Genomic DNA, 20617 nt, shown 5'->3' with positions numbered 1-20617 from the left:
CCGCAATACACAGGTTGCGGGCATTTTTAAACGCTATGTTAGTTAATCCATCGAGAAGTGATCAAGGCTCGATTTCACTCTGGCTTGTCGACGTTTCACACTTTTATAGCAGATAATGTTACAAACAAGCTGTAGGCTAATAACCAACCAACTAAGTGTTATTAAGCCACTAATAGTTGTGCTGCTAAAAACTAACATAACAGCAATAACAATATGTACAATCAATGCCATATTTAAAAAACGATATAAGCCTTGTTTAAATTGTGTATGTTTAAACTTGCTAAACATGGCTAAAAGTACACTAACTATAAGTAGTAGCCAGTTAATTGCTAAGCCAAAATAAATGACCGTTGTTTGCATCAAGGTATCCTCACCGTATCAAGGTAACGCACTATAAATGTATAATTTTATCCGTGCGCTTTTATAAGCTCTTTCGCATTTGCTTTAGCTGTTTTGCTAATGTTATCACCACCCAGCAAGCGCGCAATTTCATTAACCCTGCCATCTTTATTCAATGCCAGCATATGCGTAAATGTTTCACCATTAGCGATTTCTTTGGCAACAAAAAATTGCTGATGAGCACTACTGGCCACTTGCGGTAAATGAGTTACACAAATTACTTGTGTCGATTTACCTAATTGGCGCAGCAGTTTACCAACGGCAGCAGCCGTTGGGCCAGAAATACCGACATCAACTTCATCAAATATAAGCGTAGGAGTCGTGACTTTTTGGGCAATAATAACCTGAATAGCCAAACTAATGCGTGATAGCTCACCACCAGAGGCTACTTTTGCTAAAGGTTGCAATGGTTGCCCTGGGTTTGTTGATACTAAAAACGATACATTATCAAAACCTAAGCTGTTTGGAGAGCGATCGGTATGTGCTGTAAGGGCTATTTCAAAAACGCCATTTTCCATAGATAAATTAGCCATGCTTTCGCTGATCAAGCCATTAAGTGTATTAGCGTATTGATGACGGCTAGCACTTAATTCCTCACTAGCCGTTTGATAATCTTCAAGAGCTGCTGTAATTTCACCTTCAAGCTGTTCGAGGCGCGAACTATTACTGCTTATAGAGTCTAGCTCTTGTGTTACATTTTGATGAAACTCAACGAGCTCTTGTGGCTTTATATGGTGTTTTCTTGCTAAATCCATAGCGCCGCTGAGCCTGTTTTCTACTTCCGTTAAGCGAGTAGGATCTAAGTCAGCTTGTTCAGTATAATTGCGTATTTCTCTGCTTGCTTCTTCAACTTGAACCGCCGCTTCTGTCAGTAATGCTGCTACATTGGCCAGGGTTTCATCATAATGTGCAAGTTCATTAAATTGTTGCGCGCTATGTTGTATAAGAGAGCACGCATTTTGCTCATCACTTTCGTATAAGTGTTGTAGCTCGCGCTGACAAGATTGCAAAATAGTTTGGCTATTACTGAGCTTATAATGCTCTGCTTCTATTTGTTCAAATTCACCTGTTTGCAAGGCAAATTCATCAAGTTCAGCTACTTGGTATTCTAATAACTGTTTCTGCGCAGCTTGTTGTTGCTGTTGATGTTCTAGTTGTTTAAATTCTTTTTGTAAATCAGCATAACGTTTATAGCGTTGGCTTACAGCATTAACTAGATTTTGGTGCCCGGCGTAAGCATCCAGTAGCTGTAATTGATGCTCTGCTTTTAATAGATGCTGGTGTGCATGTTGACCATGTATAGAAATTAAATATTGGCCTAGCTCTTTTAGCTGTGCAGCGGTGACAGGGCTACCATTAATGTAGCTTTTGCTGCGGCCATTCTTGCAAACAACTCTACGAAGTAGACATTCGTTATCGTCATTATTAAGCATGTTCTCTTCTAGAAATGCATGGGCGTGTGGCAAATTGCTTAAATCAAATTGCGCACTTACCTCGGCTTTATCAGTGCCCGGGCGCACAGCAGATGCTTCTGCTCTTTCTCCAAGGCACAGTGATAACGCATCAATAGCGATTGATTTACCCGCACCCGTTTCACCGGTAATAGCGGTCATGCCCGAATGCCATTCAGTGCTTAAATTACTTACAATTGCAAAATTTTTAATTTCTAAACCAATTAACATACTGTTCATCCATCCAGTGAATTAACTGTTAATTTATACAGTGTTTTGGTTTATTGCAAATTAAATTTCTATATTTTAAGCAAGGCTGGGCTCAATTAGTGTTTTTTTTTCTTCATCAATAGGGAGGGTTTCATCGTTAAGATCAATATTATCAACTGGTTGTATGTTTTCTTCAGTTTTCAACTTTAAGATTAACGTAGGAAGGACTTCTTGGTAAAAATTTTTATTGTATAAAATACCTTGAGCTGGCAACTCTGCTATAAAATATTGAGTGCTGTCGGCAAATGCTTGGCTATTGTTACTTTTATAGGTTTTTATAAGTTCTTCATTAAGTATATTAATAAGTTGGTTACATAACGATTCCAACTTAACTAAATTTTCATCGGTGTGAGGCTGTACCACAAAAAAGTTACTAACAACGGCTTGAATTCTAGGAAGGTGCTTAGCACTGATTACTTTTGCATCAAGTAACTCGTTTAGTTTTATTTTTAAACGTGATTGAGTACTTGCTACGCGCTCGTTAAACAGCTTTTTCTTTGCTTCAATGGTTTTTTTTCGATTACTCTCAATTAGCATGTAACTGCCAAGTAGGGTAATTAATAATAATAAAGCAAGAAATACTACATAATTCATTACTACTTTTTCCTGATGATATTTAAAATTTCTAGTCCAATATTTTGCGCTAAAGTTGCATCTTTGGCAATAAAATTAGGGGCTAATGATTTTTTCAGATTAAAATTCGTTCAAACTAGTATAGACGACTACCCCAATTAAGCTTTTTACGTAGCACATTATAATAAGAATAATTTTTTGGGTGGATTAAGCGTAATTTTTTGTCAGCTTTACGTATAACTACCTCATCACCCGGTAATACGGCGAGTACAACATGGCTGTCACAGCTTACTTGTAAGCTATCAGTATTTTCTAAACTAAGCTTTAAACGCACTTCATTATCAGCATCCACCACTAAAGGGCGACTTGATAAAGTATGTGGAAACATCGGAACCAGTGACATTGCATTAAGCTCTGGTGTTAAAATAGGCCCACCGCCCGATAAAGAGTATGCCGTTGAGCCTGTTGGAGTCGACACAATCAAACCATCGGAGCGTTGAGAAAATACAAAGTCATCGTTTATAAAGGCTTCAAACTCAATCATATGTGCTACTTTATCAGCATGAAGCACTGCTTCGTTTACTGCAGAATTAGCGCTTTTAAGTTCGTTATGACGATACACTTCAACTTCTAATAAAAAACGTTTTTCTTCAATGTAATCACCGCTGAGTACCTGTTCTAAGCTACCCTCAAACCCTTCTGGATTCAAATCAGTTAAAAAGCCTAAATTACCTCTATTTACACCAATTACGGCTATATCAAAGCGAGCAAGTACCCGTGCAGCACCCAGCATGTTGCCATCGCCTCCAACCACAATCGCCAAGTCGGCACGCTCGCCTAAATCAACGAGCTTTACGAGTTTGTCACTCGGTACATCACTAAGTTGACTCCCTGTACGTTTTTCAACAATCACCTCAAAGCCTAAAGCTAATAAAAACGTATGTAATCGTTGTAAAGTAGCGGCAGCATTAGGATGATTTGGCTTACCAATCAAGCCGATAGTGTTAAAGGGAGAGTCCATAATAAATACACTGAGAGTTCTAATATTTGTAGAGTAACCTAAAACAGAAGTGTTTGAAAACACAGATCTTAGTAATAACCAGCGGATTTAATTAATTCACTGTAAAATTTAGATTTATTGTATTTTTTATACTTGAAATAATAATACTTAGCCCCGATATAACAGCTATGCATAAAGATGTAGATAACATGAAACTAAACCCACGAGATCAGCAAATATTTGCCGCTGTTATGAGTATGTACTGTAATGGCGATGGCTTACCTGTGCCGTCAACAAAAATTGCAAAGCAAAAAGGTATGGCGGTATGCTCTGCCACTGTGCGTAACGCGATGGCGCGCCTTGAAAAAATAGGCTTGTTGTATTCACCACATACATCGGCTGGCCGAGTGCCAACCAATGATGGGTTTGACTATTGGTTTGATGAGTTTTTTACGCTCAATGATATTGCTAATTATTGGCAACCTGAGCAGGCACAATTGGTTGAGCTAGCGCATGGCTTGAGTCAACGTTACCAAGTATGCTGTTGTGTGGGGCTACCGCAGGTTAGAACACAGCAGGTATTTAGGGTAGAAGTGCTCGACTTTGATGCAAACAACTGGCTTATTTTACTCTTAGATAGAGCAGGGCAGAGCCACAATATTTGTATTAATAAGCCTAATGACCCTAGCGATAGCCAACGCTATGAATTTGCTACTTGGCTCAATACGGTTTTTAGTCAACAATCTTTAATTGAAGGCCTCTACCGAATGCAGGCAATGGCCAATACGGCTCCGCGTAATTGTCATGACTCTTTAACTCAATGGACCCGTGAGCTAAGCCAAAAATTAGGCTCAGATAACAGTATCGTTGTTGGCGAAAACTACCTTTATAAAAAAATAGATTGTGAGCAAAGCCTTAATATTGGTGTATCATTTTTAAATTTTGTTGAAGATAAACTCGCTTTTAAAAATGGGGTCTCTATTCTCAATACTGAAAACTTACCGTTCAGTAGCTGCGATGAACTCATTGTGATTAGTGTGCCGTATTTTCAAAATCAAGAATATCAGAGTCGCTTTTGTGTTATTTGTCCAAAATCAGCGCAATTAGAGAAAATAATCCAAGAATTTAAATTATTAGAGCCATTGAGCTCTTGAATCTTTTTATTCAATCCCCATAATTACCGCAGTTGTAAAGAATTGGAGCGTATATTTTATGTCTGAGCAGACACAAAACCCAGAGCAAGAAGTAGAACTGAACGAAGAAGTGACGCAAATCGAAGCCGATGTTGAGGCGGCAGTTGAAGCAGCTGAGCAACATGCCGAGCAAGAGCAAAGCCCTGAAGCAGAAATTGCTATGTTATATGCCGAGCTTGAAACTGCAAAGCAAACTATTGCAGATCAAAAAGATAGCGTAGTTCGCGCTGCTGCAGATGTGGACAATATGCGTCGTCGCGCTGCACAAGATGTAGAAAAAGCACACAAATTTGCACTAGAAAAGTTTGCTAATGAATTACTCCCTGTTATAGATAACTTAGAGCGTGCTATTGAGTTTTCTGATAAAGAAAATGAAACGCTTAAGCCTTTACTTGAAGGCATTGATATGACAGTGAAAAGCTTTAACGACGCGGTAGCTAAATTTGGTGTTGAAATTGTAAACCCTCAAGGTGAGCAGTTTAACCCAGACTTTCATCAAGCAATGTCAATCCAACCAAGCAACGATGTAACCCCAAATACTGTTTTAGCAGTAATGCAAAAAGGCTACACATTAAACGGTCGTTTATTACGCCCTGCAATGGTCATGGTATCTAAAGCCGCTGACGCTTAATTAAGTATACAATTTAAAAATGCCTCATTATGAGGCATATTTTTTGTCTTTCAAATAATGTATTAACTGCACCAGTATTGTCAGTACCACCGCACTAAACATTAAACTAGAAAATGGAACCGCACTTTGTGCATGCATTACCGCTAATATAGGGCCTACTAATGCGCCACTACCAAAACGCAAGGTGCCGATAACCGCCGTAGCAGTTCCGGTATTTTGTTCAAACTTCATCAAAATTAATGAATCTGCATTACTTGCTATTATGCCTAAGCTCATCATTAACGGGGCAATAGCCGCAACAATAAAGTAAAGCGATAAATGCAACACACTAAAGCTGAGTAATGCTGTGCCAGATAAAAAACCACACATTAGCCCGTAATAAAGCATTTTTCGTGAGCCAATACGTGGCACTACGCGAGTATTTAAAAAGTTACCAAACATCAGCGCCATTACATTAAAAGCGAATAGCAGGCCAAACAATTGTTCCGATACTTTAAAAAAGTCGAGGTAAATATATGGAACCGAGGTTAAAAAGCAAAAAAAGCCAAACGACACAAACATCGAGCTTAAAATATCAGCGCGGGCGTGCGGGTTGCTTAATACCACTTTGTAACTCGAAAAGAATAGCGATAACCCTTTTCGATCATTTTTAAATATCGGGATATCGATTAAATAACGCTGCACAAAAAGTAAAATTACAAAGCTATAAGCCGCTAAAACAATAAAAATAGTCGACCAAAGCGAAAAGCCTAAAATAACTGAGCCGATAGAGGGGGCAAGTAAAGGCGCTATCATCATAATCATAGACACGTACGACATACCCTTAGCAGTATTTTTTTGATATATGTGTCTAATAATCCCTGGAACCACAACCGTAGCTGCCGCCCCTGTAAATGCCTGTACTGCTCTTAACAGCCAAAAAGTATGCACTTCAGTGGTAAATGCTAAAGCGAGTGAACTCAAGCCAAATAAACTGAGCCCTATTCGTGCCAGTTTACGCCTGCCAATTTGATCGGCTATGGGGCCAAAAAATAACATGCCCAATGCATAACCTGCTAAATAGATACTCAACGAGATTTGAACATTTGGCATGCTAGTATTGAGATCGTTGGCAATTACCAGCATAGCCGGTAAATACATATCAATGGCTAAAGGCGTGATTGCTACAATACTGGCTAATAAAGGCAATAAAATACGGGTATTAAAAGAAGAAGCCGAAGCGCTCATTTAAAAACTCAAAACAACGAATATAGGTTGGGCAGTATAGCAGGGCAATGGCGTTGGATAAACTTAGTTTGCCTGCTAACTTAATTGTTTAATCGCAAAAAGCAAAGATTTTAAACTAACACTGCGTTTGGTATTCTATACTCAGTAACAAACTTTTTTAGGGCATTATAATGAAGAAATTGGTTTTGGCAGTACTTGCCAGTGCAGTATTAGTAGGTTGTAAAACATCACCAACTGGACGCACACAGATTGCGCTTTACTCAGATCAACAAATGAGTCAAATGGGCACTGCGAGTTTTGCCCAAATGAAAAAAACGCAGCCGGTAAATAAAGACCCAAAAGTTAACAGTTACGTCAATTGTATTGCTGACAAAGTAGTAGCCGTGCTTCCTACAGATTATGCATCTCAAAATTGGGAAGTGGTGGTCTTTGAAGATGAATCTGCAAACGCTTTTGCATTGCCAGGTGGTTATATTGGCGTGCACACTGGATTATTAAAAATTGCTACAAATCAAGATCAGCTTGCAACTGTTTTAGGTCATGAAGTCGGTCATGTGATTGCAGAGCACTCAAATGAACGTGTTTCACAAAGCTCTATTTTACAAACCGGAATGAAAGTGGGCAGTGCGGCGCTTGAAATGGGTAACGTGCAATACCGCAATGAAATTATGCAAGGGCTTGGTCTTGGCGCTCAATATGGTGTGGTTTTACCGTTTAGTCGTTCACATGAGACAGAAGCTGACGTTATTGGTTTAGATTTAATGGCGCAAGCAGGTTTCAACCCTAAAGAGTCTGTTACGCTCTGGCAAAATATGAGTCAAGCGGGCAGTGGGGCAACGCCAGAGTTTTTATCAACTCACCCAGCACCAACAAGCCGTATTGCAAATTTACAATCGCAAATGAGTAAAGCGCTTAGTGAGCAAAAAACAGCTAAAGCACAAGGTAAAAATCCGCAGTGTAAGTTGTAATCAACCATAAAAAAACCTGTCTAATGACAGGTTTTATTTTTTAATAGTTAAGTATTTAATTATTAAAAAGTCCACTCTATGTGTACTTGTGGAACTGACTCTGTAACATCTGTACCAAGTTTGTTATGCCAGTACTGCCACTCCATACCTAACAGTAAGGTGTTTTCTTTCATTTCTAGCGCATGCCCCATATCCCATACAATAATAGGTTGAGCTAAAAACCAAGCGCGTACGTCATTACCAAACTCATCTTCACGCTCAGCAATATATTCCGCATGACCCTTAACACTAAATTTTTGTGAGCCAATCATAAATGGATATTCAAAAGCAACGTCAAACATCCAGCTGTTGGTTTCAATTGGCGCACCGCCTTTCGCAACACCTTCACTATCATCAATGTAGGCAGTCACAAGGGTTGAGAAGAAATTAAAACCAGGTACATCCCAGCTTAATTTTACACCCGGTAAGTATTTAACAACTTTAGCATCGCCTGCGGCATTAATACCCATGGTTAGGCCAACATCAACGAGCGCACCTGACGCTACTTTTTCGTCCATAACGGCCGATAAGCTAAGCGTAGAATAACCTTCAAAGTAAAAGTCTTGATCTTGGTAGTTATCGTCATTGCCATCAGTGCTGTAATCAATAAAGAAAAAGTTATCCCCATAGTCATGGCCTGAAGCATGTTGCAATGAATAAACCGTGGTGCTTGATTTTTGTTCAGTGAACGGGTTTTTATGATTACCGTTGTTAATATGAAGCGCAGTACTGCTCCAATTAGCAGCAGTAGCTGTTGAACTTAAGGCACACGCACTAAGTGCAACGAGAGGAAGTAAGTTTTTAATTTTCATAACCATATTTTATGTGACACGCTGAATACCACATTATAGCAAAGACGGTTAATTTGTTAATTATTTATTGTCATAAACAGTGTACTAGCATGTGGCTAATACACTGTTTAAAGAAGATTTAAGCTTTATTACGACGTAAACAAATAACCGCAATAGCGGTAAAAGCTAAAATAAAGCAGTAGTAAGATGAGGTTGATACTTCCCACGGGCTAATTTTAAATGTAGCACCAAGCAGAAGTGCTTGTGCGCCGTAAGGTAAAGACCCTTGGGTAACACAGGCAAAAATATCTAATAAACTGGCAGAACGTTTACCACTAATTTCGCCATCGTCAGCTAGCTTTTTAGCAATAGGGCCAGTCACAATAATAGACACTGTGTTGTTAGCAATACACATATTGCTGGTTAGCACTAATGCAGCTATCCCTAACTGATCCGCTACCTTGCGATGCCATTTTGCAATGACCTTAGTGATTGCTTGAATTTTTTGCGCGATGTAGTCGAGGCCGCCATTAATACGAATAAACTCAGAGAGGCCACCAATAAACATAGAGAGCAAAAATATTTCCTGCATGTCGCTAAAACCTTGGTAAACATCTTTTACAAAGCTGGCGCCTTCATAGCTTCCAGTAAAGCCCATCAATGCGGCGAAAACAATACCGCTTAACAGTACTACAAATACATTAAAGCCCATTACTGCCAGTACTAAAATAAAGGCATAAGGAAGTACTAATAAAATATCGTAGTCTTTGGTATCAACTACTTGTGCTGCAGGCGTTAAAAACAATAGTAATGCAATAGTAAGGATAGCGGCCGGAACAGCAATTTTAAGATTTTCTTTAAACTTATCTTTCATTTCACAGCCTTGCGTGCGGGTAGCTGCAATCGTAGTGTCGGAAATTATTGATAGGTTATCACCAAACATGGCGCCAGATACAATGGTACCGGCCATTAATGCGGGATCAATCCCTGTTTTCATTGATACTGCATAAGCAATTGGGCCAATAGCACCGATAGTTCCCATTGACGTGCCCATCGCAGTAGAGATAACCGCTGCAATTAAAAACAAACCAGGCAGAAGTAATGAAGGGGGAATAAGAGAGAGACCAGCATTAACAACCGCGTCAACGCCACCGGTTGCCCCTGCAACCGCAGAAAAAGCACCTGCTAATAAATAGATAAGGCACATGGTAATAATATTGTTATTACCCACGCCTTTAATAAAGGTTTCTACACTCTGATTAATACTGGCTTTGTTTAAGATAAAGGCTAAAACAATCGCAGGTAAAATAGCGACCGGTGCTGGGAGTTGATAAAATGCATAATCAACCCCTTGAGATTGCAAATATAAGCCTGAGCCTAAAAAAATAGCAACAAAGGTGAGTAGGGGTAGCAAAGAAAATCTTGCTTTATTTTTATCAAATGATGGCTGCATCATAATCCTCATTAATTATTCATAGCAATCGAAACCGATTGATATACTTAACAGCCAAAGCATCCCTCTTTTAGCTGAATTTAGTTGTTTGTTTTACTATCTAACCAGATAAGTAACTCAACAGCGCCCGCAAGCCAAAGACCAAATCGGCGCAAAAAAGAAGTTTAAATGTATAGATGGCTAAATGCAAAGACTATCTGTTATTATTATGAGGGTCTGTTGATCTTTCAAGGTTAAATTTGCAGCAGTCTGTTTGGTATTTAGGCAAGGCAGAGCCTATGTGGTGTGGTTATTCCCCATAAATAGGCGATAACGCAGCATCAATGCCAAACAGGCGCTGCCCGAAGGGTTCTGCCTAGGAGCGATTTACTCTTTGTTGCTCGGTTTTTACATAGCCCACTAGGTTACAAACCTCGCGCCACGATTAAACCGCTCCTAGTTTAAACAAATTTTAATCCGCAAAGGTCAACAGACCCTAAAATAATCGAAGCTTTTTTATAAGCTTTCCTGACTATTACATGAGTTTTAGATAAAATCTAGCTAACTAAAAAATACATAGGTTGTAAAAAGATGAATCGAGTAGGTGTGTTTGGTGCGAATGGCCGTATGGGCCTGGCACTTTTAGAAGCAGCAACAATCAATAAAAATTCACAATTAGCGGCGGCCTATGTACGCAGTGAGTCTGAGTTAGTCGGTCTATCGGTTAATCAACTTAATAGTGCAGCGGCTAAAGGCATTCACTTTAGCAGTGAACAGCAGGTTGAAAATGTAGATGTGCTTATAGACTTTACCCTTCCACAAGGCATGAGAAATCACTTAAAAACAGCTGTTGAGAAAAAAACACCTATGGTAATTGGCACCACTGGCTTAACTCATGATGATATGGCTCTATTAACCGATGCCGCTAAACATATCCCGATCGTATTTGCGCGTAATTATAGCGTGGGCGTAAATTTACTGCTTAACTTAGTGCAAACAGCAGCGACAAAATTAGGCGATGATTTAGATATTGAAATTTTTGAAGCGCATCATCGCCATAAAATCGATGCGCCATCGGGTACAGCATTAGCTATTGGCGAGTCGATTGCACAGGCTAAAGGGTGGGATCATGATGAGGTTGCTGTTTATGATCGTAACAACATAGAGCAGGCCAAATCACAAAATGAAATTGGCTATTCGGTGCTAAGAGGCGGCGATATAGTAGGTGAACACACAGCCTACTTCGCTACAATGGGCGAAAGACTTGAATTAACCCATAAAGCAAGTTCGCGAATGACCTTCGCGCTAGGTGCTATAAGAGCTGCGCAGTGGTTGAAAAATAAACCTGCAGGACTTTATGATATGCAAGATGTGCTAGATTTAAAGTAGTTAAGTTCCTTTTTTAACGCTTTGAGGTGGTTTTTTGGTATAACCACTTATTTATTACAATTTACTAATTAGCGTTAGACCTAAAAGCCAACTTCATGTAGAATACAGCCAATTTGCCAAAAATTACTAAATGCGTGTTTCCAATTATACTCATATGGTTAGCAAAACCGGGGTTTGTGTGGGAATAAAAAGAGTTTTAGGCAAGAAAAATGAATGAAGGTTTAGTGGTTTACATCGGCATCATTTAAGACTGCGTAAAACAATTTAAGCTCACAGAAATCAGGTTTTGACCAATTATTTGGGTATTGGCGGGGTGTTAAGCAATTTGTTTACTCCCGTTTTTTACTGTTAGGAGGTTTAACTTGACTAAATCCGCTCTGTTAGTCCTAGAAGACGGCACAGTGTTTCGCGGTACTGCAATCGGCGCTGACGGCATGTCAGTCGGTGAAGTAGTATTCAATACGTCTATGACTGGTTATCAAGAAATTTTGACTGATCCATCGTACGCGGAACAAATCGTAACTTTGACGTACCCACATATCGGTAATACGGGTACCAACAGCGAAGACGAAGAAGCGAGTCACATTTGGGCTAAAGGCCTAGTGATCCGTGATTTGCCACTGCTAGCAAGTAATTTTCGTAACGAGCAATCGTTAGATGATTACTTAAAAGAACGTAATATTTTAGGTATTGCGGACATCGACACCAGAAAACTAACCCGTATTTTGCGTGACAAAGGCGCACAAAATGGCTGTATTGTTGCTGGTGACGAACTAGACGAGAAAAAAGCGCTCGAAGCCGCGCAAGCCTTCCCAGGCTTAAAAGGTATGGATTTAGCAAAAGTTGTCTCAACCAAGGAAAATTTTGAGTGGCGCGAATCAAGCTGGACATTAGGCGAGGGGTTTAAAACCTTACACGCTGATGATGAAAAGTTTCATGTTGTTGCCTACGACTTCGGTGTTAAACGTAACATTTTACGTATGCTTGTTGATCGTGGTTGTAAACTGACCGTTGTCCCAGCACAAACCTCTGCCGCTGACGTACTAGCCTTAAACCCAGATGGTATTTTCTTATCAAACGGCCCTGGCGATCCTGAGCCATGTACTTATGCCATTGATGCAATTAAAACCTTTTTAGAAACCGACACGCCAATTTTTGGTATTTGTTTAGGGCATCAACTACTAGCACTTGCCTCAGGTGCTAAAACAGTAAAAATGAAGTTTGGCCACCATGGTGGTAACCACCCAGTTAAAGATCTTGACCGCGATGTTGTAATGATCACTGCACAAAACCACGGTTTTGCTGCAGATGAAGCCACATTACCAGATAACTTACGTGCTACGCACAAATCGTTATTTGACGGTACATTACAAGGTATTCACCGTACAGATAAACCAGCGTTTAGCTTCCAAGGTCATCCTGAAGCAAGTCCTGGTCCGCACGATGCAGCCCCATTATTTGACCACTTCATCGACTTGATGCAAGCGCGTAACCACTAATTTAACCGGAGTAATAATGCCAAAACGTACCGATATAAAAAGCATTCTTATCTTAGGCGCAGGCCCAATTGTAATTGGTCAAGCTTGTGAATTTGACTACTCTGGTGCTCAAGCGTGTAAAGCACTAAGAGAAGAAGGCTATAGAGTTATATTAGTTAACTCAAACCCAGCCACTATCATGACTGATCCAGAAATGGCCGATGCAACATACATCGAACCAATTCACTGGGAAGTGGTAGAAAAAATTATTGAAAAAGAAAAGCCAGATGCTGTACTGCCTACAATGGGTGGTCAAACGGCATTAAACTGTGCGCTTGATTTAGATAAGCACGGTGTATTGGCAAAGCATGGCGTTGAGCTTATTGGCGCAACAGCCGATGCAATCGATAAAGCAGAAAACCGTGAGCGTTTTGATGTTGCTATGCGTAACATCGGCCTTGAATGTCCACGTGCTGAAATTGCCCATTCAATGGATGAAGCGCGCGATACCATGACCCGAATCGGCTTACCGTGTATTATTCGTCCTTCTTTCACAATGGGCGGCACCGGTGGCGGTGTGGCTTACAACATGGAAGAGTTTGAAGAAATTTGTGAGCGCGGTTTAGACCTTTCACCAACCAGCGAGTTATTAATTGATGAATCGTTAATTGGTTGGAAAGAATACGAAATGGAAGTTGTTCGTGACAAAAAAGACAACTGTATTATCGTCTGTTCTATTGAAAACTTTGACCCAATGGGTGTGCACACAGGTGACTCAATCACGGTTGCACCAGCACAAACATTAACCGACAAAGAATACCAAATTATGCGTAATGCCTCTATGGCCGTATTGCGTGAAATTGGTGTTGAAACCGGCGGTTCAAACGTACAATTTGGTGTAAATCCAGTTGATGGCCGTATGGTTATCATCGAGATGAACCCGCGTGTATCACGTTCATCAGCGCTTGCATCTAAAGCAACAGGCTTCCCGATTGCTAAAATCGCAGCTAAGCTTGCTGTAGGTTACACGTTAGACGAGTTACAGAATGATATTACTGGCGGTAAAACCCCAGCATCGTTTGAGCCTTCAATCGATTATGTTGTAACAAAAATTCCTCGCTTTAACTTTGAAAAATTTGCCGGTGCAAACGACCGTTTAACAACGCAAATGAAATCAGTAGGCGAAGTAATGGCGATTGGTCGTAACCAACAAGAGTCATTACAAAAAGCATTACGTGGTTTAGAAGTAGGCGCAACGGGCTTTAACCCAATTGTGGCGCTTGACGACCCGAAAGCAAAAGAAAAAATCATTCGTGAATTACGTGAGCCTGGTGCAGAGCGTATTTGGTACATTGCCGATGCGATGCGCCATGGAATGAGCGTTGAAGATGTGTTCGAATTGACTAAGATTGACCCTTGGTACTTAGTACAAATTGAAGACATCCTAAAAGATGAAGCTAAAATTTCAGAAGTCGGTATGGCCGGCTTAAATGCAGACTTCTTGCGTAAACTTAAACGCAAAGGGTTTGCTGATCCGCGTATTGCAGAAATTGCTGGTGTGTCAGAAGCTGAAATTCGTAAAAAGCGCCATCAACTCAATATTGTACCTGTATACAAACGCGTTGATACGTGCGCCGCAGAATTTAGCTCAGACACTGCTTACATGTACTCATCTTACGATGAAGAATGTGAAGCTAACGCATCTGACCGTGATAAAATCATGGTAATTGGTGGCGGTCCTAACCGTATCGGCCAAGGTATTGAATTTGATTACTGTTGTGTACACGCAGCCCTTGCGCTTCGCGAAGACGGCTACGAGACCATCATGGTTAACTGTAACCCTGAAACGGTTTCTACCGATTACGACACATCTGATCGTTTATACTTTGAGCCAATTACGCTTGAAGACGTACTAGAAATTGTACGTGTTGAAAAGCCAAAAGGCGTTATCGTGCAGTACGGTGGTCAAACACCACTTAAACTAGCGCGTGAGCTTGAAGCTAACGGCGTGCCTGTAATTGGTACTTCACCTGATGCCATTGACCGTGCAGAAGACCGTGAGCGTTTCCAACAACTTGTTGAGCGTTTAGACTTACTGCAACCAGAAAATGCGACGGTTACCTCTACTGAAGAAGCACTACTTAAATCAGTTGAAATTGGTTTCCCACTGGTAGTGCGTCCTTCGTACGTATTAGGTGGTCGTGCGATGGAAATTGTATACGATGAGCAAGACTTACGTCGTTACATGACCGAAGCGGTATCTGCATCAAATGAAGCGCCAGTATTACTAGACCGTTTCTTAGATAACGCGATAGAAGTTGACGTTGACGCAATTTGCGACGGCGAGCAAGTGATTATTGGCGGTATCATGGAGCATATTGAACAAGCGGGCGTTCACTCTGGTGACTCAGCATGTTCATTACCAGCTCACTCGCTAACGCAAGAAGTGCAAGATGTGATGCGTAAGCAAGTAACTGATATGGCACTTGAACTTGGCGTAGTTGGTTTGATGAATACACAGTTTGCGGTTAAAGATGGCAAAGTGTATCTAATCGAAGTAAACCCACGTGCAGCACGTACAGTTCCATTTGTATCTAAAGCAACGGGTGTAGCACTTGCAAAAGTAGCGGCACGTTGTATGGCGGGTCAATCTTTAGCAAGCCAAGGCATTACTAAAGAAGTGATTCCACCTTACTACAGCGTAAAAGAAGTGGTATTGCCATTTGCTAAGTTCCAAGGTGTGGATCCTATCCGTGGACCTGAAATGCGCTCAACGGGTGAAGTAATGGGTGTTGGTGATACTTTCGCCGAAGCGTTTGCAAAAGCACAATTAGGTGCAAGCAACACTTTACCACGTGGTGGTCGCGCGTTACTATCTGTACGTAATAGCGATAAGCCACGTATTGTAGAACTAGCTAAAACCATGACAGAACTTGGTTTTGAGCTAGATGCAACAGGTGGAACAGCTGCTGCACTTGAAGATGCTGGAATTACGGTTCGCCGTGTAAATAAAGTATACGAAGGTCGTCCGCACATTCTTGATAGAATCAAAAATGGCGAGTATAGCTATATCGTTAATACCACCGAAGGTCGCCAAGCGATTGAAGATTCGAAGGTGTTACGTCGTGGTGCATTGCAACACAAAACCAATTATACTACGACATTGAATGCGGCATTTGCTAACTGTACTGCTAACCAAGCAGATGACCGCAGTAAAGTGACGTCTGTTCAAGAACTACACCTGCGATTGAACTAAGGAAATGTGCCAAGGCCGTAACCACGGCCTTGGGATTAAGTGAGAAAAGTATGCAATCAATTCCAATGACAGTTCGTGGCGCAAAATTATTGCGCGATGAGCTTAACGAATTAAAAACTGTTACCCGTCCAAAAATTGTATCTGATATTGCTGATGCACGTGAACACGGTGACTTAAAAGAAAATGCTGAGTATCACGCTGCGCGTGAGCAACAGGGTTTTTGTGAAGGCCGTATTCAAGAAATTGAAGCAAAACTTTCAAACATGCAGATGATTGACGTAACAAAGATGCCTAATACAGGTAAAGTGATTTTTGGTACTACAGTAACCATCGTTAATGTTGAAACCGACGCTGAAGTTAAATATCAGATTGTTGGCGATGATGAAGCAGATATTAAAAGTAATTTAATTTCTGTTAATTCACCAATTGCTCGCGGCTTAATTGGTAAACAAGCGGATGACGCTGTGATTATCAAAACGCCAAAAGGTGATGTAGAGTACGAAATCATTGAGGTTGAGTATATTTAATTAGTTAACTCACTTTAACGTTTTATAAAAACCAGTGCTTAGTAATAAGCACTGGTTTTTTTATGCTTGGTTTTTATATTTGGTTTAGAATCGGTTGAATATTATTCATTGTTTGTAAATGTAGGCTATGTTGTTATGGTAGTAACCTATTCTTCAATAAGGAAATAATATGGCAAATATACTGTATCCGGCACCTTTAACAGTGGGATCTAAAATCGCCGTGTGTTCTTTATCAGCGGGGATCAAATCAAAATATCATCCACGGTTAGATATTGTCATTAATGGCTTAAAACATCGAGGTTATCAGATTGTTGAGGGGGAGTTTTTACGTCAAAACGAGCCGCGAACTCAAGTTACAGCTAAGCAGCATGCCAAGCAATTAATGGACTTTTTATTAGATGATGAAATAGATGCGATCATGCCGCCAATGGGCGGAGAGCTGGCAATGGAAATATTGCCTCTGCTTGATTTTAGCGCAATTAAAAACGCTAAACCTAAATGGTTAGTGGGCTATTCAGATGTCAGTACGATTGCTTGTGCACTGACAGCAAAATGTAATTGGGCAACACTGCATAGCGCTAATTTAATTCAATTACACCCTGATGAAAAAGACCCGTATTGTTTACAAATTTTTGAAAGCCTAAGCTATGAGGCTAGCAGTGAGTTTGAGCAAGCCCCCTCGACTTACCATCAACATAGCAAGCCTGATTACGCACAAAACCCGAATGCATTATTTGATCACAGCGTTCCCACCCAATGGCAATGTTTAAATTACACCGATAAGCGCAGTATTGAAATGTCAGGGCGGTTGTTTGGTGGGTGTCTTGATACGGTTGGGCTGTTACTTGATTCGCCTTTTTTAGCTCTGCATGAGTTTAAAAAGCACAATGCCTCGCAAGGTATTGTACTTTATTTAGAAAGCGCAGAGCTCACGCCAGCGACCGTTGCACGATTTTTATTGTCACTTAAATTAGCGGGCATGTTTGATGATATAAATGGGGTGATTATTGGTCGTCATGTGACCTTACAAGGGCAAGACCCAGGGTTTGATTATCGCCAAGGCTTAAATGCCGCTTTTGGTGGGTGTTTATTTCCGGTGATCATTGATGCTGATATTGGCCACATTCCTCCTAATTTAAACTTAGTTAATGGTGCATTATGCACTGTTACCGCAGATGTTGAACAAGGCAAAGTGCTCAGTGCATCTGTGGTTACAAAACTAGCCTAGTAATAATAAACTGCTCACTTACTATTTAAAGTGAGCAGTTATGACTTATAAAACCTGAATAATTTGTTCTTTGCTTAAACGTGATTTTGGCAGCTTAGCATTGTAGTCTTCTTCTGCGTCATGGTAGCCCAGCGCAAGTGCGACATCACAGATGTAGCCGTCTAATTCGCTTGCGAACTCTTCGCCAATCAGTTGTGCATCAACGCCTTCCATCGGTGTGGTATCAATCCCTAAGCGTGCTGCTGCATGCATAGTATTGCCTAAAGCAATGTAGGTTTGTGCTTTAGTCCAGGCGGCATTATTACCCTGCTCATCGGTATTTAAATCCACAAACGCAAAGGCGCCAAAAGCTTGCTCGCGGTTTTCTTTTTGAGTTCGGCCATTTTTTATATCAGCATCAATCACTTGGCCATAATTTTCACGTGTGTATTGTGGATTATGAGCAAATAAAATAATGTGTGACGCCGCTTTAATGTGTGGCTGATTAAATTGAAACTTATTAGCAAAGGTACTGTGCATACGCTCTTTTGCGGCATCAGATTCAATCACAATAAATTTCCAAGGCTGTGAATTAATAGACGAAGGAGAAAGACGCATAGCATCATACAATACCGCTAAATCGTCTTGAGAAATGCGCTTTGTAGCATCATAACGTTTAGCGGTGTGGCGGCTTTCAAGATCGCGAATAATAGGGTGAGTCATAGTCTCTCCATAATAAAAAAGGGCTGATAAATAGTGTTCATTGAGTGTATGAGCAGCATAATACAATTTGCTTTATTTAAAATAAACAGCATAATTATTGAATCATTATCAAATAAAAATAGATAATATGCAGGTTGATGACTTAAAACTGATTTTAAAAGTAGCGGAGTGTCGAAGCATTACGCTAGCAGCAGCCAAGTTAGATATGCGCACAGCAACGGCCAGTGCTGCTATTAAGCGTGTAGAGTTGGCACTTGGCTGTGAATTATTTATTAGAACCACTCGGCATTTGCGTTTATCTAGTGCAGGGGAGCGATACATTCCCCAATGCGAACAAGCTCTGGCCGTGCTTGAAACGGCAAGGCAAAACCTTAAAGGAGAACATGATGCCATTGAAGGGGAGTTACGGGTAGCTACCTCATCTGATTTAGGGCGCAACTTAGTGATCCCTTGGATTGATGAAATCATGGATAAGTACCCAAGTGTGAGCTTGCGTACGCACATTAGCGATAGCAATATTGATTTTTTTCGTGATTCGGTTGATATAGCACTACGTTATGGCTCACCCAGTGATAGCAGTGTATATGGATTTAAAATTTGCAACGTACCGCGACTACTTTGTGCTACACCTACCTATTTAGCTAAATATGGTGAGCCAGAGCACCCAGATGATTTAGCGCAGCATCACGGATTATTTTACCAGCTGCAAGATATTATCAATAATGTGTGGGAATTTACCGACGGCGGGAAAAAATACAAAGTAAAAATGCAGGGCAAACGTGCCTCAAATGATGGCGATTTAGTTAGGCGTTGGTGTGTTGCAGGTAAAGGTTTAGCGGTTAAATCAGCGTTAGATATTGCCGATGACTTATTAAATAAACGCGTTGTTACTGTGATGAATAATTACCAGCATACCTGTGGTGAGCTGTGGCTCATTTGCCCAAGCAGGCAATCGATTACTCCCGCTGTACGACTATTGCGTGATGTGTGCAGAGAAAAAACCGCTCACTTATTGAATCAGCTAGTAAAGCAGGGGATTGTTGATAAACGCATATTAATTAACGAGTAACAAATACACGTTTAGTAACGTTAACTTAAATAGTTTTTAAAAAACGCCAAGGTTCGCTGCCAAGCAAGTTCGGCACTCTTTTCATCGTAACGGCCAGTTGAGTCATTGTGGAAACCATGGTTTGCACCTTCATACTTATGCATGATGAACTCAACATTGTTAGCATTTAAGCTTTGCTCATACTCAGGCCATGTAGCGTTAACCCGTTTATCAAGTTCACCTAATTGAATCATTAACGGCGCTTTTATATTTTTGTGTAAGCTTTCACTTGCAGGTGTGCCATAAAAGGGCACGCCCGCGCTCAATAAGTTACTGTCTACTGAGCCTAAATAATTAACAATATAGCCACCAAAACAAAAACCAACCGCGCCTAATTTACCATTACTATTTGGCTGTGCTTTTAAAAAGTGAGCAGCGGCTACAAAATCATTTTGTATTTTAGTGCTCAAGGGTACGTTGCATGGCTCGACCTTCATCGTCGTTGCCTGGGTAGCCACCCAGTGGGTGCAACGCATCAGGGGCAAAGGCAATAAAGCCGGCTTTAGCCAGTCGCCTTGCAACATCTTTTACATACGGATTTAAGCCGCGATTCTCGTGTACTACTAATACAACAGGTAGCTTGCCTTGTGTATTTTTTGGAACCACTAAATAGCCTTTACCCGAACCATGACCATCAGGCGAATCAAATTCTTGGTAAGTGGCTTTTATGTCATCGTCGTTAAATGAGACCTGCTCAGCTTGAGCGTAATTAGGTAATAATGCACCTGTAAGTACTGTCATTGAAAAGCCCAATGCGGCTAAGCCACCGAGTTTTTTCATAAACGTGCGTCTATCAATTAAACCATGAGCGTATTCGTCATACCAATCAAATGCTTCTTGAGGAATGTGTTCAGACTGAGGGGAGGTCATAGTAGTGCCTTATTTTATTATGATTATTTAATACCATAACGTAAAAGGCATAAAAAACGAGCAGTTTAATTTATAAATAAAAAGC

17 protein-coding genes and 1 pseudogene are annotated in these 20617 nt (G+C 40.6%); 9 read left to right on the top strand and 9 right to left on the bottom strand.

The window, feature by feature from the left end; translation table 11 throughout:
• Positions 1-42: 42 nt before the first annotated feature.
• The 4 genes from FLM47_RS09110 to nadK all read right to left on the bottom strand — a co-directional run bounded on the left by FLM47_RS09110 (position 43) and on the right by nadK (position 3714).
• Entirely contained in the window at positions 43-360 is a 318-nt protein-coding gene (locus FLM47_RS09110) for a hypothetical protein (protein ID WP_138607357.1), read from the bottom strand.
• A 47-nt stretch (positions 361-407) separates the two neighbouring features.
• Positions 408-2081, bottom strand: a complete 1674-nt coding sequence (recN, locus tag FLM47_RS09105; protein WP_178956220.1) for a DNA repair protein RecN — start codon at positions 2079-2081, stop codon at positions 408-410.
• A 75-nt stretch (positions 2082-2156) separates the two neighbouring features.
• Positions 2157-2714, bottom strand: a complete 558-nt coding sequence (locus FLM47_RS09100) for a hypothetical protein (protein ID WP_178956219.1) — start codon at positions 2712-2714, stop codon at positions 2157-2159.
• Positions 2715-2829: 115 nt separating this feature from the next.
• Positions 2830-3714 carry an NAD(+) kinase gene (gene nadK / locus FLM47_RS09095; protein ID WP_008464501.1) on the bottom strand — a complete coding sequence of 295 codons (885 nt, stop codon included), beginning with the start codon at positions 3712-3714 and terminating at the stop codon, positions 2830-2832.
• A 167-nt stretch (positions 3715-3881) separates the two neighbouring features.
• Between nadK and FLM47_RS09090 the strand changes: the two genes are divergently transcribed.
• Positions 3882-4847, top strand: coding sequence for an HrcA family transcriptional regulator (locus FLM47_RS09090; protein WP_054201107.1), 966 nt, complete (start codon positions 3882-3884; stop codon positions 4845-4847).
• Positions 4848-4905: 58 nt separating this feature from the next.
• A complete protein-coding gene (gene grpE / locus FLM47_RS09085) occupies positions 4906-5517 on the top strand; it encodes a nucleotide exchange factor GrpE (RefSeq protein ID WP_178956218.1) in 612 nt (203 codons plus the stop codon).
• 27 nt (positions 5518-5544) lie between these two features.
• On the opposite strand, the gene FLM47_RS09080 is transcribed toward grpE, so the two are convergent.
• The gene (locus tag FLM47_RS09080) at positions 5545-6744 is read right to left on the bottom strand and encodes a Bcr/CflA family efflux MFS transporter (protein WP_178956217.1); all 1200 of its coding nucleotides are present in this window, start codon (positions 6742-6744) and stop codon (positions 5545-5547) included.
• 170 nt (positions 6745-6914) lie between these two features.
• Between FLM47_RS09080 and FLM47_RS09075 the strand changes: the two genes are divergently transcribed.
• Complete coding sequence (locus FLM47_RS09075; RefSeq protein ID WP_138571377.1) at positions 6915-7712, top strand: M48 family metallopeptidase; 798 nt, start codon at positions 6915-6917, stop codon at positions 7710-7712.
• 62 nt (positions 7713-7774) lie between these two features.
• Here FLM47_RS09075 and FLM47_RS09070 read toward each other — a convergent pair whose 3' ends face one another.
• Together FLM47_RS09070 and FLM47_RS09065 are read right to left on the bottom strand one after the other, a co-directional pair.
• Positions 7775-8563: a hypothetical protein gene (locus tag FLM47_RS09070; protein ID WP_055012946.1), complete on the bottom strand. Its 789-nt coding sequence runs from the start codon at positions 8561-8563 to the stop codon at positions 7775-7777.
• Between the two features lie 118 nt (positions 8564-8681).
• A complete protein-coding gene (locus tag FLM47_RS09065) occupies positions 8682-9995 on the bottom strand; it encodes a Na+/H+ antiporter NhaC family protein (protein WP_178956862.1) in 1314 nt (437 codons plus the stop codon).
• A 570-nt stretch (positions 9996-10565) separates the two neighbouring features.
• Here FLM47_RS09065 and dapB point away from each other — a divergent pair.
• The 5 genes from dapB (at position 10566) to FLM47_RS09040 (ending at position 17852) form a co-directional block, all read left to right on the top strand.
• On the top strand, positions 10566-11363 hold the full coding sequence (dapB, locus tag FLM47_RS09060) for a 4-hydroxy-tetrahydrodipicolinate reductase (protein WP_178956216.1): 798 nt from the start codon (positions 10566-10568) through the stop codon (positions 11361-11363).
• Positions 11364-11725: 362 nt separating this feature from the next.
• On the top strand, positions 11726-12862 hold the full coding sequence (carA, locus tag FLM47_RS09055; protein ID WP_008113125.1) for a glutamine-hydrolyzing carbamoyl-phosphate synthase small subunit: 1137 nt from the start codon (positions 11726-11728) through the stop codon (positions 12860-12862).
• A 16-nt stretch (positions 12863-12878) separates the two neighbouring features.
• The gene (gene carB, locus FLM47_RS09050; RefSeq protein ID WP_178956215.1) at positions 12879-16097 is read left to right on the top strand and encodes a carbamoyl-phosphate synthase large subunit; all 3219 of its coding nucleotides are present in this window, start codon (positions 12879-12881) and stop codon (positions 16095-16097) included.
• Positions 16098-16147: 50 nt separating this feature from the next.
• Positions 16148-16624 (top strand): transcription elongation factor GreA, encoded by a 477-nt coding sequence (gene greA, locus FLM47_RS09045; RefSeq protein ID WP_010388635.1) that lies wholly within the window; start codon positions 16148-16150, stop codon positions 16622-16624.
• A 169-nt stretch (positions 16625-16793) separates the two neighbouring features.
• The gene (locus FLM47_RS09040; protein ID WP_178956214.1) at positions 16794-17852 is read left to right on the top strand and encodes a S66 peptidase family protein; all 1059 of its coding nucleotides are present in this window, start codon (positions 16794-16796) and stop codon (positions 17850-17852) included.
• Between the two features lie 45 nt (positions 17853-17897).
• Here FLM47_RS09040 and FLM47_RS09035 read toward each other — a convergent pair whose 3' ends face one another.
• Positions 17898-18554 carry a nitroreductase family protein gene (locus tag FLM47_RS09035; protein ID WP_178956213.1) on the bottom strand — a complete coding sequence of 219 codons (657 nt, stop codon included), beginning with the start codon at positions 18552-18554 and terminating at the stop codon, positions 17898-17900.
• Between the two features lie 127 nt (positions 18555-18681).
• On the opposite strand from FLM47_RS09035, the gene FLM47_RS09030 reads away from it, so the two are divergent.
• Positions 18682-19623, top strand: a complete 942-nt coding sequence (locus FLM47_RS09030; protein ID WP_178956861.1) for a LysR family transcriptional regulator — start codon at positions 18682-18684, stop codon at positions 19621-19623.
• Positions 19624-19643: 20 nt separating this feature from the next.
• Here FLM47_RS09030 and FLM47_RS09025 read toward each other — a convergent pair.
• A pseudogene (locus FLM47_RS09025) lies at positions 19644-20532 on the bottom strand (dienelactone hydrolase family protein).
• Positions 20533-20617 lie beyond the last annotated feature (85 nt).

The organism is Pseudoalteromonas sp. Scap06 (genome assembly GCF_013394165.1).
GTDB lineage: Bacteria > Pseudomonadota > Gammaproteobacteria > Enterobacterales > Alteromonadaceae > Pseudoalteromonas.
The sequence above is the reverse complement of the archived record's forward strand: the minus strand, read 5'-3'. Positions and strand labels throughout refer to the sequence as shown.

Excerpts from the sequence above, each read along its gene's own strand:
- FLM47_RS09110 (WP_138607357.1), bottom strand. The coding sequence starts at position 360 with ATGCAAACAACGGTCATTTATTTTGGCTTAGCAATTAACTGGCTACTA.
- recN (WP_178956220.1), bottom strand. The coding sequence starts at position 2,081 with ATGTTAATTGGTTTAGAAATTAAAAATTTTGCAATTGTAAGTAATTTA.
- FLM47_RS09100 (WP_178956219.1), bottom strand. The coding sequence starts at position 2,714 with ATGAATTATGTAGTATTTCTTGCTTTATTATTATTAATTACCCTACTT.
- nadK (WP_008464501.1), bottom strand. The coding sequence starts at position 3,714 with ATGGACTCTCCCTTTAACACTATCGGCTTGATTGGTAAGCCAAATCAT.
- FLM47_RS09090 (WP_054201107.1), top strand. The coding sequence starts at position 3,882 with ATGCATAAAGATGTAGATAACATGAAACTAAACCCACGAGATCAGCAA.
- grpE (WP_178956218.1), top strand. The coding sequence starts at position 4,906 with ATGTCTGAGCAGACACAAAACCCAGAGCAAGAAGTAGAACTGAACGAA.
- FLM47_RS09080 (WP_178956217.1), bottom strand. The coding sequence starts at position 6,744 with ATGAGCGCTTCGGCTTCTTCTTTTAATACCCGTATTTTATTGCCTTTA.
- FLM47_RS09075 (WP_138571377.1), top strand. The coding sequence starts at position 6,915 with ATGAAGAAATTGGTTTTGGCAGTACTTGCCAGTGCAGTATTAGTAGGT.
- FLM47_RS09070 (WP_055012946.1), bottom strand. The coding sequence starts at position 8,563 with ATGAAAATTAAAAACTTACTTCCTCTCGTTGCACTTAGTGCGTGTGCC.
- FLM47_RS09065 (WP_178956862.1), bottom strand. The coding sequence starts at position 9,995 with ATGCAGCCATCATTTGATAAAAATAAAGCAAGATTTTCTTTGCTACCC.
- dapB (WP_178956216.1), top strand. The coding sequence starts at position 10,566 with ATGAATCGAGTAGGTGTGTTTGGTGCGAATGGCCGTATGGGCCTGGCA.
- carB (WP_178956215.1), top strand. The coding sequence starts at position 12,879 with ATGCCAAAACGTACCGATATAAAAAGCATTCTTATCTTAGGCGCAGGC.
- greA (WP_010388635.1), top strand. The coding sequence starts at position 16,148 with ATGCAATCAATTCCAATGACAGTTCGTGGCGCAAAATTATTGCGCGAT.
- FLM47_RS09040 (WP_178956214.1), top strand. The coding sequence starts at position 16,794 with ATGGCAAATATACTGTATCCGGCACCTTTAACAGTGGGATCTAAAATC.
- FLM47_RS09035 (WP_178956213.1), bottom strand. The coding sequence starts at position 18,554 with ATGACTCACCCTATTATTCGCGATCTTGAAAGCCGCCACACCGCTAAA.
- FLM47_RS09030 (WP_178956861.1), top strand. The coding sequence starts at position 18,682 with ATGCAGGTTGATGACTTAAAACTGATTTTAAAAGTAGCGGAGTGTCGA.